This window comes from Inquilinus sp. (assembly GCF_039594555.1).
Lineage (GTDB): Bacteria > Pseudomonadota > Alphaproteobacteria > DSM-16000 > Inquilinaceae > Inquilinus.
This window is the reverse complement of sequence record NZ_JBCNNF010000008.1, coordinates 14,929-28,850: the sequence shown is the minus strand read 5'-3', so window position 1 is coordinate 28,850 and position 13,922 is coordinate 14,929. Positions and strand designations below refer to the sequence as shown.

The window sequence follows — 13,922 nt, the reverse complement described above, 5'->3', positions numbered from 1 at the left end:
GTCCCTAAAGACGAAAGCCCGGGACCAGGTCCCGGGCTTTTCTTTGGCCGGTCGTGCCGGCGGCCTCAACGATGCCGGCGCAGCGGGCGGGGCTTGGGCAGGGGGACGTCGGCCAGGGCGCTCGGCACCGGCTCGAACGCCACCTTCTGCGCCCGGGGGCGGGAAGCGGCATGCATCGCGATCATCGCGCCGATGCCATCCGAACCGACCGCGCCGTCATCCTCGGCATCGCCCTCGCCTTCGGCCGCAGCCAGCAACGGCTCGTCCAGCGTGTCCGGCCGGCGGTCGGGCCGCGGCGGCGAGAACGGGCTCGACGCCACCCGCGGCGTCGCCGCGGCCGGCGCCTCAGCGACATAGGCGCCGGTGCCCTCATGCGACTCGAAGGCCTCGTCCAGCAGCTCCGCCATCTTGGCGTTGCGCATGATCGGGCTGGTGCCGCCGAAGATCACGCCGATCAGCCGGGTGCGGCCGCGCACGGCGGAGGCGACCAGGTTGTAGCCCGCGGCGCGGATGTAGCCGGTCTTCATCCCGTCCATGCCGGCATAGGACTGCATCAGCCGATTGTGGTTCGGGAAGTTGCGGCCGCGATAGCGGAAGTTCTTGGTCGCGAAATAGGGGTAGTACTGCGGATAGTCGGTGATCAGCGCCCGGGCCAGCACCGCCATGTCATGCGCGGTCGAGACGTTGTCCGGGTCCGGCAGGCCGTTGGTCGAGCTGAAATTGGTGCGGCTCATGCCCAGCGCCCGGGCCTGCTGCGTCATCATCCGGGTGAAGCGGGACTCGCTGCCGCCGATCGCCTCGGCCAGCACCACCGATGCGTCGTTGGCCGATTGGGTGACTAGGCCCAGCACCGCGTCCTCGACCCGGATGCGCGAGCCCGTGGGCAGGCCCAGCTTGGTCGGCGACTGCGAGGCGGCGTAGCTCGACACCGCCAGCCGCGTGTCCAGGGTCAGGTCGCCCTTATCCAGCGCGCGGAAGGTCAGGTACAGCGTCATCAGCTTGGTCAGCGACGCCGGGTACAGCTGCAGATTGGCGTTTTCCTCGTGCAGCACCTCGCCGGTGCGCGCGTCGATGACATAGGCGGCGAAGCGTGGCGCCGCCCCGGCCTGGGCAGGCAGCAGCAACACCAGGGCAAGGCAGGCAAGCAGGGCTGCCGCCGATCGCGCAAAGAAACGAGCCATGCCAACCCCCCGCTCCACGCCACTTGCGGATCTTGGTTCAGGCGTGATTTCAGAACTCTAATTTAACCTGTTGATTTTTGTCCATAAACCAAATCGTGAACTCGGCAAAAAGATGCCGGTCCGCGACATCCGCACGGTTGCAGACATCCTGGCAGGATCGCCTGTCCCGCGGCAACCGGCTTCCGGTTTCATCGGACATGTTGCACTGCACAAAAATCGTTGACAGATCGAATCGATCTGCTCATAAAGGCGGCATGTTGCAGTGCAGCATGGCTGGGCGGCGCCCCGGGCGACGACAGACGGCTGCAAGCATTATGGAGCCGCTCGTCATGACCACCGCCAAGAGCCGTGCCGGCGCGACCAAGATCGCCGCCGTCGACGCCAACATCGAGACCGTGAGGGACACCGTGAACGACACCGTCAAGGCCACCCAGGCCACCGTCGAGAAGAATGTCGCCCAGGGCCTCGCCCTGTCCAAGGACCAGTTCGAGAAGGCCGCCCAGGCCGCGACCAAGGGCTTCGACGACCTCGTCGCCTTCGCCAAGGGCAATGTCGACGCCGTGTTCGCGTCGGCCACCGTCTTCGCCCAGGGCGCCGAGCAGCTGACCCGCGCCTGGTTCGCCCTGCAGCACGGCGCCGCCGAGCAGGCCGCCGAGGCGACCAGGTCGCTGTTCGCCGCCAAGACCCTGCGTGAGGTCGTCGACCTGCAGTCGGCCTACTCCAAGACCGCCTTCGACGGCTTCGTCGCCGAGAGCAGCAAGCTGTCGGAGCTGGGCCTGAAGGTCACCAACGACGCCGTGGCGCCGATCGCGGCCCGCGTCAACGTCGCGGTCGAGACCCTGTCCAAGCCGATCGCCGCCTGATCCGACCTCCTCCCCGGATTAGCGGCCGACGGCCCCGGCGACTCTGTCGCCGGGGCCGTTCGCATTTCAGCCCTACGCATTTCATCGCATCGCGGGCCTACAACTCCGGGCCTCGCGGCACTATCATCATGGTCGGGTTCAAAACCGGCAGCACGCATCCCATATCCATGAGCGACACCGAACGGAAGGATGATCGAGGAGGCGGCAACGACGCCGGCACCGGGGTCGTCGTCCAGACCAGGCCACGGACGAAGAAGCCGTCCATGTACAAGGTCCTGATGCTGAACGACGACTACACGCCGATGGAGTTCGTCGTCCATGTCCTGGAACGCTTCTTCGCGAAGAGCCGCGAGGAAGCCACCACCATCATGCTCCATGTTCACCGTCGGGGTGTGGGCGTCTGCGGCGTTTTCACCTACGAGGTGGCGGAGACAAAGGTGGCGCAGGTGATGGACTTCGCGCGCCGCAATCAGCATCCTCTACAATGTATTCTTGAGAAGGCCTGACCAGAGGTCTGGCGGGCCCTCCCGGCATGGGGACGACCGATGCTCTCGCGGAATTTGGAGCAGACGCTGCACAGGGCCCTCGCTTTCGCCAATGAGCGACGGCACGAGTACGCCACGCTCGAGCACCTGCTGCTGGCGCTGTCCGAGGATCAGGATGCCGTGGCCGTGATGCGGGCCTGCGGCGTCAATCTCGAAAAGCTGCGCCGCGACCTCGTCGGCTACATCGACACCGAGCTCGCGACGCTGAAGATCGACGGGATCGAGGACGCGAAGCCGACCGCCGGCTTCCAGCGCGTGCTGCAGCGCGCCGCGATCCACGTCCAGTCCTCCGGGCGGGAGGAGGTGACCGGCGCCAACGTCCTGGTCGCCCTGTTCTCCGAGCGCGAGAGCCACGCGGTATATTTCCTGCAGGAGCAGGACATGTCCCGCTTCGACGCGGTCAACTACATCAGTCACGGCATCGCCAAGGCCGGCGCCTCGGGCGGGGCCCGCAGCGGCGGCAGCGGCAACGGGGCTGGCGAGTCGCGTCCGGTGTCGGGCGCGGATGAGGATGCGCAGGCGGAGAAGGTCGTGAAGAAGGGCTCGGAGGCGCTCAGGACCTATTGCGTCAACCTCAACGAGAAGGCGTCGAAGGGCAAGATCGACCCGCTGATCGGCCGCGAGGCCGAGATCGAGCGGACGATCCAGATCCTGTGCCGCCGCTCGAAGAACAACCCGCTCTATGTCGGCGACCCCGGGGTCGGCAAGACCGCGATCGCCGAGGGCTTGGCCCGCCGCATCGTCGACGGCGAGGTGCCGCCGGTGCTGGCCGACGCCACCATCTTCGCGCTCGACATGGGCGCGCTGCTGGCCGGCACCCGCTACCGCGGCGACTTCGAGGAGCGGCTGAAGGCGGTGATGACCGAGCTGGAGAACCTGCCCGGAGCGGTGCTGTTCATCGACGAGATCCACACCGTGATCGGCGCCGGCGCCACCTCCGGCGGCGCGATGGACGCGTCGAACCTGCTGAAGCCGGCCCTGGCCTCGGGCGCGCTGAAATGCATCGGCTCGACCACCTATAAGGAATACCGCAACTACTTCGAGAAGGACCGCGCCCTGGTGCGCCGGTTCCAGAAGATCGACGTCAACGAGCCGTCGATCGACGATACGGTCAAGATCCTGCAGGGGCTGAAGAGCTATTACGAGAAGCACCACCAGGTGCGCTACACCGCGGACGCCATCCGCACCGCGGTGGAGCTGTCGGCCCGCTACATCGGCGACCGCAAGCTGCCGGACAAGGCGATCGACGTGATCGACGAGGCCGGCGCCGCCCAGATGCTGCTGCCGCCGTCGCGCCGCAAGAAGACCATCGGCATGCGCGACGTCGAGGCGGTGGTGGCCAAGATCGCCCGCATCCCGCCGAAGAGCGTCAGCCGCGACGACAAGGTGGTGCTGCAGACCCTCGACCGCGACCTGAAGACCCTGGTGTTCGGCCAGGACCCAGCGATCGAGGCGCTGTCGGCGGCGATCAAGCTGGCCCGCGCCGGCCTGCGGGAGCCGGAGAAGCCGATCGGCAACTACCTGTTCTCAGGCCCGACCGGCGTCGGCAAGACCGAGGTGGCGCGGCAGCTGTCGAAGCTGCTGGGCATCGAGCTGGTCCGCTTCGACATGTCGGAATACATGGAGCGGCATTCGGTCAGCCGGCTGATCGGCGCGCCCCCGGGCTATGTCGGCTTCGACCAGGGCGGGCTGATGACCGACTCGGTCGACCAGCACCCGCACTGCGTGCTGCTGCTGGACGAGATCGAGAAGGCGCATCCGGACGTCTTCAACATCCTGCTGCAGATCATGGATCACGGGAAGCTGACCGACCACAACGGCAAGTCGGTCGATTTCCGCAACGTCATCCTGATCATGACCACCAATGCCGGCGCGACCGAACTGACCAAGCAGTCGATCGGCTTCGGCGCGACGCGCAAGGAGGATGCGGACAAGGAGGCGATCAACCGGATGTTCACGCCGGAGTTCCGCAACCGGCTGGACGCGATCATCCCCTTCGGCCATCTGACGCCGGAGATCGTGTCGCAGGTGGTCGACAAGTTCGTGATCCAGCTCGAGACCCAGCTGGCCGACCGGCACGTCACGATCGAGCTGTCCTCGGCGGCGCGGCAGTGGCTGGTCAAGCGCGGCTATGACGAGCTCTACGGCGCCCGGCCGATGGCCCGGGTGATCCAGGAGCACATCAAGAAGCCGCTGGCCAACGAGCTGCTGTTCGGCAAGCTGGTCAAGGGCGGCCAGGTCCGGGTCGACGTGGCGGAGGACGGCGAGAGCCTGACCTTCGACTATATCGAGAACCCGAACGCCCCGGTCTCCTCCGACGACGCGGCCAAGGAGCCCGAGCTGGCCTGACCGGCAGGGTTCTGGAAGACAGAAGGGCGTCCCGACCGGGGCGCCCTTTTTGTTGGGCGACGGAGCAGACCGAGGGTCGGCTTACAGATTGCCTCTCCCGTTTACGGGAGAGGTCGGAGACGCGAAGCGGCTCCGGGTGAGGGGATTTCGTCGAGGCCGGGACCAGCCCTCACCCGGCCGTCCTGCGGACGTCCGACCTCTCCCGCCAGGCGGAGAGGCAATCTGCTCTCCAGGCCGATGAATCGGCCTCATCCCCGCATCGCCTCCTCCAGCACCGCGAAGACCCGCGGGCTGGCGGATTGGGCGACGTTGAAGCGCAGGTAGCGGCCGGCGCTGCGGGACGGGCTGAACACGTCGCCTGGCGCCAGCACCACGTCGCGGGCCAAGGCGCGGCGCGCCACCTCCGCCGAATCGAGGCCGTCGGGCAGGGCTGCCCACAGGAACATGCCGCCGCGCGGCTCGACCCAGGGCTCCAGGCCGAGCGCGCCGAGCCGCCGTGCGGTCTCGCCCATCGCCCGCGCCAGCCGGCCGCGCACCCCCTCGACATGGCGGCGGTAGCTGCCATCGGTCAGCAGCCGGTGCACCAGCCGGGCCGCCAGCGCGCCGTTGGAGAAGCTGGTGGCCAGCTTCAGGTCGGTCAGCCCCTCGACCCAGTCCGGCCGGGCGGCGATGAAGCCGCAGCGCACCGCCGCCGACAGAGTCTTGGAGAAGCTGCCGATATGGATCACCCGCTGCAGCCCGTCCAGCGCGGCCAGCCGCGGCGACGGCTCAGCCTCGAAATCGGCGAAGATGTCGTCCTCGACCACCACCAGGTCATGCGCCTCGGCCAGCGTCAGCAGCCGGTGCGCGGATTGCGGCGACAGGCTGGCGCCGGTCGGGTTGTGCAGGGCGGCATTGGTGACGTAGAGCTTCGGCCGGTGCTCCGCCGCGGCGCGGGCGAAGGCGTCCAGGTCGGGGCCGGACGGGGTGCGCGGCACGCCGATCACCCGGGCGCGATGGGCGCGCAGCACGCCCAGGAAGTTGAAGTAGCAGGGGTCGTCGACCAGCACGGCGTCGTCCGGCTGCAGCAGGAAGCGGCCGATCAGGTCGATCGCCTGGGTGCCGCCATCGGCCAGCAGGATCTGCCCGGAATCGGCGGCGATGCCGCGCTCCGCCAGCCGCCCGGCCAAATGTCGGCGCAAGGGGGCGAAGCCGAGCGGCGAGTCATACTCGACCAGCCCTTCGCCCTCCGACCGGGCCAGGCCGCGCAGGGCGCGGCGGATCGCCGGGTCGGGCATCCAGTCGGCCGGCAGCCAGCCGCAGCCGGGCTTCAGCGCCGGGCCGGCGCCGGGCTCGGGCGTCTCCAGCGACTGGCGGGCGATCCACAGCGGGTCGATGGTCCGGTCCAGCCGCCGGCCGGGCTCGCCCAGGGTCAAGGGCTGGGCCCGGCGGGCGACATAGAAGCCGGAGCCGGGGCGGGCGGCGATCGCCCCCTCCGCCGCCAGCCGGTCATAGGCCTCGACCACGGTCGATTTCGACACGCCCAGCGCCTCGGCCAGGCGGCGGATCGACGGCACCTTGGCGCCCGGCGCCAGCGCGCGGCTCTCGATCCGATGGCGAATCGTGTCCATCACGGTTGCAACAAGCGTGCCGTCGCGCGGCGCGGGAACCAGTTCGAGCATCCGTACCGGGCTCCGGACCAGGACAGTTCAGTGAAACTGTACCTTACCATCTCTGGTGGGGGACGTCGCCGGGCGCGAAGGTCACCGGCATCATGCAGGCGACTCAGACGACCATGGACGGATCTTCGAACGAGGCGGCGGCGGGCTGGATCAACGGCCTGCTCGGCGTCCTCATCTTCAGCGGCTCGCTGCCGGCGACCCGGATGGCGGTGCTCGACCTCGACCCGCTGTTCCTGACCCTGGCCCGGGCGGCGATCGCCGGGCTGCTCGGCGCCGCGATGCTGCTGGCGCTGCGGCCGCGCCGGCCGGAGCGGTCGGATATGGTTCCGCTGGTCGTGGTCGCGCTCGGCGTCGTGGTCGGCTTCCCGCTACTGACGGCGCTGGCGCTGCGCTACGTCACCTCGGCCCATGCCATCGTCTTCATCGGCCTGCTGCCGATCGCCACGGCGGTGTTCGGCGTGCTGCGCGGCGGCGAGCGCCCGCGCCCGGCCTTCTGGGCCTTCTCGGTGCTCGGCGCCGCCATCGTCGGCGCCTATGCGCTGCGCCAGGGGGCGGAGGCCTCCCCGCTCGGCGACGGGCTGATGCTGGCCGCCATCCTGGTCTGCGGCCTGGGCTATGCCGAGGGCGCCCGGCTGTCGCGCCGGCTGGGCGGCTGGCAGGTGATCTCCTGGGCGCTGCTGCTCTCGCTGCCGCTGTCGCTGCCGGCATCGCTCATGACCTGGCCCGCCTCCTGGGCCGGGGTCGGCTGGCCGGCGCTGGCGGCGCTGGCCTATGTCTCGCTGTTCTCGATGCTGATCGGCTTCATCTTCTGGTATCGCGGCTTGGCGCTCGGCGGCATCGCCGCGGTCGGCCAGCTGCAGCTGCTGCAGCCCTTCTTCGGCTTGGCTCTGGCGGCGACGCTGCTGCACGAACCCGTCGGCTGGGGCCTGGTCGGCTGCGCCGCTGCGGTCGTCCTCTGCGTGGCCGGGGCGAAGCGCTTCTCGCGCTAGCTCCGATCCATCGCCCGGACATGCTCGACGAAGCGCCGGGTCGCGCCCAGCGGCTCGGCGTCGCGGCGGGCCAGGTGCAGCGGCGCGACCGGGGGCGCGGCCAGGCGCAGCGTGGCGACGCCGCCGGCGTCCAGCCGGGCCATCGAGGCCGGGACGATCGACACGCCCAGCCCGGCCTCGACCAGGCTCAGCGTCGACACCAGCCGCGGTGCCTCCTGCACGATGCGCGGGCTGAAGCCGGCGGCGCGGCAGGCGGCGATGATCGAATCGTAGAGGCCCGGCCCGCTCGGCCGGCGGTACAGCACGAAGGGCTGCTCGGCCAACGCCGCCAGCGGGATCGGGCGCGTCCCGGCGGCCAGCGGATGGCCGGCCGGCACCACCGCGACCATCGGCTCGTCCAGCAGCGGCTCGACCATGAGGCCGGCGGCGTCGCCGACCGGCGAGCGGATGAAGGCGGCATCCAGCCGGCCGGCCCGCAGCGCCTCGACCAGTTCGCCGGTGCTGCCCTCCTCCATCGCCATCTCGACCCTGGGCGCGGCCTCGCGGAAACCGCGGATGGCGGCGGAGACGAAGGGGTGGAAGGCGGCGGAGCTGGTGAAGCCGACGGCGACGCGCCCGAGCTCGCCGCGCCCGGTGCGCCGCACCGTCTCCAGCGCGCGGTCGAGCTGGGCCAGGATCGCGCGGGCCTCGGCCAGCAGCACCAGGCCGCTCTCGGTCGGCTGCACGCCGCGCGGCAGCCGGTGGAACAGGGGGACGCCCAGCGCCTGCTCCAGCGCCTTGATCTGCTGGCTCAGCGGCGGCTGCTGCATGCCCAGCCGCTCCGCCGCCCGGGTGACATGCCCCTCCTCGGCCACGGCGACGAAGTAGCGGAGATGGCGCAGCTCGATCATCGGCATATCCGGAAGATATGGATGGCTATGATGCCATCCAATGGTGGTTATGCATCGACCTAAGCTCGATGAGTCCCCCGGGAGGGGGTTAGGGGGAGGGCTTTCGCCGCTGGAGCCGATCCCGGATTGGCTCGGTCAGTCTACATGTCGAGATCATCGGCCTTTCGCGCGCGGACGCGCGCAGACCCCCTCCCCCTGCCCCCCTCCCGCAAGGGAGGGGGGACTAAATGGGAGCTCCTGCTATTCCGAGGAGGTCTCATCCCGCGGGAGAATATTCATTGGACGCTCGGTCATGAAATCGTCGGGCACGTCGATCGTGCGTATCAGCTCGAAGAACTCTGCCCAGCCACCAGCGCTTGGCCGACCGGACAGAGTCACATCGCCCGTGCTGGCATCGCGGGACGCATAGACCGTGTCGCCGTCGAACCGGAAGTCCGCGGGCAGCCGGACGACCTGACCGTCGCCGGCTCTGAACAGCTTCAAGATGCGGGTCTCGGGCATCAATACCTCCCGCCTATTATCCGGCTAGGCTACAGCCAGCCCTTTCGCTTGAACCAGAGATAAGGCAGCACCGCGGACAGGACCATCAGGCCGAGGGCCCAGGGATAGCCGACCGCCCATTTCAGCTCGGGGATGTCCTCGAAGTTCATGCCGTAGATGCTGGCCACCAGCGTCGGCGGCAGGAACACCACCGCGGCCACCGAGAAGATCTTGATGATCGCGTTCTGCTCGATGTTGATCATCCCCATCGAGGCATCGAGCAGGAAGGTGATGTTGTTGCCGATATAGGTGGCGTGGTCGGTCAGCGACGCCACGTCCCGGCTCAGGCTCTTCTGGTGGATGCGGAAGGCCTTGTCCTTGGTGGCGTCGCCGACCGCCAGGAAGCTCAGCAGCCGGGCCAGGCTGACCAGGCTCTCGCGCACCTTCGACACCAGGTTCTGGCTGCGGCCGATCTGCTTCAGATTGGCCTCCAGCTCCTCGTTGGTGGTGCGGCGGTGCACCGCCTCATTGACCTTGAAGATGCGCTGCGACAGGGCGTCGACCTCGCTGCCGACCCGCTCCAGGATGTCGGCGGTGCGGTCGACGATGGCCTCCAGCAAGCCGATCAGCGTGGCCGAGCCGGTGGGGCACAGCATCGGCTGGCGCTCGGCATGGGCGATGAAGCCGGCGAAGGATTTGGGCTCGGCATAGCGGATGGTGACGAGGGTCTGGCCCTTCAGCACGAAGGTGATCGGGGCGGTGCCCGGCGCATCGGTCTCAGTGGCGTACAGCACGCTGGCGGTCATGAACATGCCGCCGTCTTCCTGGTACAGCCGGCTCGACGCTTCGATCTCCTGCATCTCCTCGCGGGTCGGCAGGAACAGGCCGAGCTGCTTCTCGGCGAAGTGCTCCTCCTCGGCAGTCGGGTTGAACAGGTCGATCCAGACCGTGTCCGTGGGGAAGCCGGCGCCCTCCACCGGCTCGACCGGGGTGAAATGGGTGTTCGAAAGCGTGTAGATGCGCAGCATCGCGGTCTGTCCCCTGCGGCCGGCGCATCACCGGGCCGGGGGGCCGCGGTCTAGCGGAGCCCTTCGGCCGGCGCGGCGCTGGGCCGTCCGTTCCCTGGCGGGGCGATCCGGTCGGGTCGCCTCTGGTTGTCTGTCTCGTCCCGGTCGGGACGACTGTCTGGCTCGTCCATGTCTCGATTCGTCGAAGGCGGCGAAGGGCCTGCCCCGGCACCCGTCACCCATGCGGCTCGGATGCCACTGCCCGAAGGCGCCGTCAAGCCGCGCCGGCGGCCGGTCCGCGGCTCGGGTGCGGGTCAGGTCAGCGCGTCGATCGCGTCGGCCGTCAGGTTGCCCGGCACGATGGTCAGCGGGATGCGCAGCCGGGCGATGGCCTTGCTGCTGGTCAGGTACTGGATCAGCGGTCCCGGGCCGGAGGAGGAGGTGGTGTCGGCGCCCAGCACCAGCACCGAGATCGACGGTTCCTCGGCGATCAGCGCCAGCAACTCGTCCCGCGCCGCGCCCTCGCGGATATGCAGAATCGGGATGGTGCCGGTCAGCTGGTTGACCTCGCGCGCCACCCGCTGCAGCCGCTGCTCGGCCTCATGCCGGGCCTCGTCCCGCAGCACGTCCTCGATCGCGCCCCAATGCTGGATCTCGCTGGGGCTGATGACGTGCAGCAGCGCCACCCGGCCGCCGGTGTGCTGGGCCCGGCGGCAGGCATAGCGCAGCGCCGCCCGCCATTCCTCAGTGTCGTCGACGACCACGAGGAAGATGCGCGGCATCTCCGTCTTCGGGGTCTCTGGAGCGTTGTCTGTCATGGTTCCCTCGATAGATGGGAAGGGATCAGGCGCGGCGGAAGACGACGCTGGCCAGCCAGCCGGCGGCGACGGCGACGAAGATGGCGGCCAGGCCGTACAGCGCCGGCTCGTCCTGCGCGAACTGGTAGATCTCGGCGCCCAGCCCGACCTTGCCGATGATCAGCGGCGTGGTCTGGGCGTCGACCACCTGGCCGCCGCGGAACAGATAGGCCTCGACCTGGTACTGGCCGGTCGGGACATTGGCGGGAAACTCGATCCGGGTGCGGAACAGCCGGCCGCTGAGGAAGCTGACCTGGCCGGTGTCGGTGACATACAGGCCCTCCCGCTGCAGGCCGCGGATCAGCGCGTCGCGATAGGCGCCGATCGCCTCCGGCCCGGCCTCGCGGTCGTCCTCGCCGGGGATCAGCTGCAGGTATCGCAGGCCAATGCCGGCGCGCTCCAGCACATTGGGCGGCGCCAACTGCTCCAGCGGCTTGCTCGAGGCCACGGCGTAGAAGCCGGGGACGTTGCTGAACTTCATGCTGGCATGGTTCAACCAGATGCCGGCGACACGGTCCTTCTCGCGCACCGTGGCGCGGTCGACCGGGCCGCGCACCACCACCGCCACGTCGCCCTCGCCCTCGGTGGCGCCGAACAGCAGGACCCTGGTGCCGGTGAAGCCGGTGTTGATGGCGATGACATGGTCCGACAGGTCGGCCACCAGGTCCTGGGCCGTGCCGGGCCGGCACAGGCCCAGCGCCGCGGCCCAGACGGCGACGGCGAGGAGGAAGCGCCGCACGGCTCAGCCCCCCCGGCGCATGGCGACGGTGAACAGGTCGGCGGGCGTGCCGATCAGGTCGAACCCGACCTTGATGCAGATGATCAGCACCAGCGTGGCCAGCAGCGCGCGGGCCTGGTCGCCGCGCAGCCGGCCGCTGGCATGGGTGCCGAACTGGGCGCCGATCACCCCGCCGGCCAGCAGCAGCAGGGCCAGCAGCACGTCGACCGTCTGGTTCTGCAGCGCCTGCAGGAAGCAGACCAGGGCGGTGGTGAAGATGATCTGGAACAGCGAGGTGCCGGCCACCAGCGAGGCCGGCATGCCCAGCAGGTAGATCATCGCCGGCACCAGGATGAAGCCGCCGCCGATGCCCATGATCGCGGTCAGGAAGCCGCCCAGCGCGCCGATCGCGATCGGGGCCAGGGCGCTGATATACAGCCGCGATTTCGGGAACCGGGTCTTGAAGGGCAGGCCGTGGAACCAGCCGTGCTTGTGCAGCTTGCGCCGCTGCCCGGGCGACCGGCGCTGGCGCAGCATCGACCGCAGGCTCTCGACCAGCATCAGCCCACCGACCGTGCCCAGGAACAGCAGGTAGAACAGGTTGATGGCCAGGTCGATCTGGCCCAGCAGCTGCAGCAGGCCGAACAGGCGGACGCCCAGCACGCTGCCGATCACGCTGCCGGCCAGCAGCACCAGCCCCATCTTCAGGTCGACATTGCCGCGCCGCCAATGCGCCAGCATGCCGGAGACGCTGGCCGCGACCAGCTGGTTGGCCTGGGTGCCGACCGCGACCGCCGGCGGGATGCCGATGAAGATCAAGAGCGGCGTCATCAAAAAGCCACCGCCGACGCCGAACAGGCCGGACAGGAACCCGACGAGCCCGCCCATGCCGAGAATCAGCAGGGCATTCACCGAGACCTCGGCGATCGGCAGATAGACTTGCATGGCGCAGGGTCCCGTCCCAGTCCCACCGGCACCTTAGTCGGTGCGGGGGCGGATGCGAAGACCGATGGCGCCAGGGCGGCGACGGCGCCGAGGCGATGCAATCCGCGCATGGATCTGTCGGTTACCTATGACGTACAGGCATGTATGTTTCCGATTATGTCAACTGTAACACTCTGGTGTATGGTGGCGCGCCTCTCGATTCACGGCACGGCCCGGCAACGATCTGCTGCAGGCAGGGAGACGGTTCCCACATGATTCTCCGCTTCTTCCTGGTCGGCATCGGCCTGGTCATCGTCGTCGGTGCGCTGGTCGGCATGAACCTCATGCGCGACCGGGTGGTGGCGGAGATGTTCGCCAACCCGCAGATCCCGCCGGTCGCCGTCTCCGCCGCCAAGGCCGAGACGAAGACCTGGACCGACTATCTCGAGGGCATCGGCTCGATCTCCGCGGTCGAGGGCATCGACGTCGCCTTCGAGGTGCCGGGCACGGTCAAGTCGATCGACTTCAAGGCCAACGACACCGTGCAGGCCGGCCAGCGGCTGGTGCAGTTGGACGATTCGATCGACCAGGCCGATCTGCGCCTGTACCAGGCCGCGATGGACCTGGCGCAGCGCACCCTGGACCGTGTGTCGTCGCTGCGCTCGCGCGGCAACGCACCGCAATCCGACCTCGACAACGCCAATGCCGAGCTCTTGAAGGCCCAGGCCCAGATCGCCCGCGCCCAGGCGACGATCGACAAGAAGGCAGTGTCCGCGCCGTTCCCCGGCATCGTCGGCATCCGCAAGATCGATGTCGGCCGCTACGTCGCCGCCGGCGATCCGCTGGTGACGCTGCAGCGCCTGGACCAGGTCTATGCCGACTTCACCCTGCCGGAGCAGGCGTTCAGCCGGATCAGCCAGGGCCAGAAGGTCGAGGTGCGGGCCGACGCCTTCCCGAACGAGGTGTTCCGCGGCCAGGTCAGCGGCATCGAGCCGGTGGTCGACACCGCCAGCCGGATGGTCAAGGTGCGGGCCACCATCGACAACCCCAGCCTCAAGTTGCGCCCGGGCTTCTTCGCCAATGTCCGGCTGATCCTGCCGGAGCGGCCGAATGTGGTGACCGTGCCGCAGACCGCGATCACCTTCAGCCTTTATGGCGACACCGTCTTCGTGGTCCGCGAGAAGCAGGCTGGGGCCGGCCAGCAGAAACAGCCTGCCGGCGATGCCGGGCAGGGCCAGGCGCCGGCCGGGCCGCAGCTGACGGTCGAGCAGGTCTTCGTCCGGGTCGGCCAGCGCCAGGGCGCCATCGCCGAGATCGTCGAGGGCGTGAAGGCGGGCGATCAGGTCGTCACCTCCGGCCAGCTCAAGCTGCAGAACGGCTTCCCGGTGGTGATCGACAACTCGGTCGATCCCACCCGTCCGCCGCAGGCCGGCTCCTAAGCCGGGCTGGGAAGGGGGA

13 protein-coding genes are annotated in these 13,922 nt (G+C 69.1%); 5 read left to right on the top strand and 8 right to left on the bottom strand.

Going from position 1 to position 13,922, the window contains the following annotated elements; genetic code table 11:
• Positions 1-65 precede the first annotated feature (65 nt).
• Positions 66-1,181, bottom strand: a complete 1,116-nt coding sequence (locus ABDW35_RS01790; protein WP_343712129.1) for a D-alanyl-D-alanine carboxypeptidase family protein — start codon at positions 1,179-1,181, stop codon at positions 66-68.
• A 329-nt stretch (positions 1,182-1,510) separates the two neighbouring features.
• Here ABDW35_RS01790 and ABDW35_RS01785 point away from each other — a divergent pair, with 329 nt between their 5' ends.
• The 3 genes from ABDW35_RS01785 (at position 1,511) to clpA (ending at position 4,938) form a co-directional block, all read left to right on the top strand.
• Positions 1,511-2,044: a phasin family protein gene (locus tag ABDW35_RS01785; protein ID WP_343712128.1), complete on the top strand. Its 534-nt coding sequence runs from the start codon at positions 1,511-1,513 to the stop codon at positions 2,042-2,044.
• Between the two features lie 167 nt (positions 2,045-2,211).
• The gene (gene clpS / locus ABDW35_RS01780) at positions 2,212-2,550 is read left to right on the top strand and encodes an ATP-dependent Clp protease adapter ClpS (RefSeq protein ID WP_034844418.1); all 339 of its coding nucleotides are present in this window, start codon (positions 2,212-2,214) and stop codon (positions 2,548-2,550) included.
• Positions 2,551-2,589: 39 nt separating this feature from the next.
• Positions 2,590-4,938: an ATP-dependent Clp protease ATP-binding subunit ClpA gene (gene clpA, locus ABDW35_RS01775; protein ID WP_343712127.1), complete on the top strand. Its 2,349-nt coding sequence runs from the start codon at positions 2,590-2,592 to the stop codon at positions 4,936-4,938.
• A 248-nt stretch (positions 4,939-5,186) separates the two neighbouring features.
• Here clpA and ABDW35_RS01770 read toward each other — a convergent pair whose 3' ends face one another.
• Entirely contained in the window at positions 5,187-6,599 is a 1,413-nt protein-coding gene (locus ABDW35_RS01770) for a PLP-dependent aminotransferase family protein (protein WP_343712126.1), read from the bottom strand.
• 113 nt (positions 6,600-6,712) lie between these two features.
• On the opposite strand from ABDW35_RS01770, the gene ABDW35_RS01765 reads away from it, so the two are divergent.
• Complete coding sequence (locus tag ABDW35_RS01765; RefSeq protein ID WP_343712125.1) at positions 6,713-7,588, top strand: DMT family transporter; 876 nt, start codon at positions 6,713-6,715, stop codon at positions 7,586-7,588.
• On the opposite strand, the gene ABDW35_RS01760 is transcribed toward ABDW35_RS01765, so the two are convergent.
• The 6 genes from ABDW35_RS01760 to ABDW35_RS01735 form a co-directional block, all read right to left on the bottom strand.
• The gene (locus tag ABDW35_RS01760) at positions 7,585-8,478 is read right to left on the bottom strand and encodes a LysR family transcriptional regulator (RefSeq protein ID WP_343712124.1); all 894 of its coding nucleotides are present in this window, start codon (positions 8,476-8,478) and stop codon (positions 7,585-7,587) included. The two genes, ABDW35_RS01765 and ABDW35_RS01760, sit on opposite strands and share 4 nt — an antisense overlap.
• Positions 8,479-8,718: 240 nt before the next feature.
• Positions 8,719-8,979 carry an AbrB/MazE/SpoVT family DNA-binding domain-containing protein gene (locus ABDW35_RS01755; protein WP_343712123.1) on the bottom strand — a complete coding sequence of 87 codons (261 nt, stop codon included), beginning with the start codon at positions 8,977-8,979 and terminating at the stop codon, positions 8,719-8,721.
• A gap of 29 nt (positions 8,980-9,008) precedes the next feature.
• Positions 9,009-9,986, bottom strand: a complete 978-nt coding sequence (locus ABDW35_RS01750; RefSeq protein WP_343712122.1) for a magnesium transporter CorA family protein — start codon at positions 9,984-9,986, stop codon at positions 9,009-9,011.
• A gap of 293 nt (positions 9,987-10,279) precedes the next feature.
• Positions 10,280-10,747, bottom strand: coding sequence for a universal stress protein (locus ABDW35_RS01745; RefSeq protein ID WP_343712121.1), 468 nt, complete (start codon positions 10,745-10,747; stop codon positions 10,280-10,282).
• A gap of 61 nt (positions 10,748-10,808) precedes the next feature.
• Positions 10,809-11,561 (bottom strand): TIGR02186 family protein, encoded by a 753-nt coding sequence (locus ABDW35_RS01740; protein WP_343712120.1) that lies wholly within the window; start codon positions 11,559-11,561, stop codon positions 10,809-10,811.
• 3 nt (positions 11,562-11,564) lie between these two features.
• On the bottom strand, positions 11,565-12,485 hold the full coding sequence (locus ABDW35_RS01735) for a sulfite exporter TauE/SafE family protein (protein WP_343712119.1): 921 nt from the start codon (positions 12,483-12,485) through the stop codon (positions 11,565-11,567).
• Between the two features lie 251 nt (positions 12,486-12,736).
• Between ABDW35_RS01735 and ABDW35_RS01730 the strand changes: the two genes are divergently transcribed.
• A complete protein-coding gene (locus ABDW35_RS01730; protein ID WP_343712118.1) occupies positions 12,737-13,903 on the top strand; it encodes an efflux RND transporter periplasmic adaptor subunit in 1,167 nt (388 codons plus the stop codon).
• The last annotated feature ends 19 nt before the right edge of the window (positions 13,904-13,922 follow it).

Bases quoted from the DNA above. Each gene is read 5' to 3' on its own strand.
- ABDW35_RS01790 (WP_343712129.1), bottom strand. From the start codon at position 1,181: ATGGCTCGTTTCTTTGCGCGATCGGCGGCAGCCCTGCTTGCCTGCCTT.
- ABDW35_RS01760 (WP_343712124.1), bottom strand. From the start codon at position 8,478: ATGATCGAGCTGCGCCATCTCCGCTACTTCGTCGCCGTGGCCGAGGAG.
- ABDW35_RS01750 (WP_343712122.1), bottom strand. From the start codon at position 9,986: ATGCTGCGCATCTACACGCTTTCGAACACCCATTTCACCCCGGTCGAG.
- ABDW35_RS01730 (WP_343712118.1), top strand. From the start codon at position 12,737: ATGATTCTCCGCTTCTTCCTGGTCGGCATCGGCCTGGTCATCGTCGTC.
- ABDW35_RS01765 (WP_343712125.1), top strand. From the start codon at position 6,713: ATGGACGGATCTTCGAACGAGGCGGCGGCGGGCTGGATCAACGGCCTG.
- ABDW35_RS01770 (WP_343712126.1), bottom strand. From the start codon at position 6,599: ATGCTCGAACTGGTTCCCGCGCCGCGCGACGGCACGCTTGTTGCAACC.
- ABDW35_RS01735 (WP_343712119.1), bottom strand. From the start codon at position 12,485: ATGCAAGTCTATCTGCCGATCGCCGAGGTCTCGGTGAATGCCCTGCTG.
- clpS (WP_034844418.1), top strand. From the start codon at position 2,212: ATGAGCGACACCGAACGGAAGGATGATCGAGGAGGCGGCAACGACGCC.
- clpA (WP_343712127.1), top strand. From the start codon at position 2,590: ATGCTCTCGCGGAATTTGGAGCAGACGCTGCACAGGGCCCTCGCTTTC.
- ABDW35_RS01745 (WP_343712121.1), bottom strand. From the start codon at position 10,747: ATGCCGCGCATCTTCCTCGTGGTCGTCGACGACACTGAGGAATGGCGG.
- ABDW35_RS01785 (WP_343712128.1), top strand. From the start codon at position 1,511: ATGACCACCGCCAAGAGCCGTGCCGGCGCGACCAAGATCGCCGCCGTC.
- ABDW35_RS01755 (WP_343712123.1), bottom strand. From the start codon at position 8,979: ATGCCCGAGACCCGCATCTTGAAGCTGTTCAGAGCCGGCGACGGTCAG.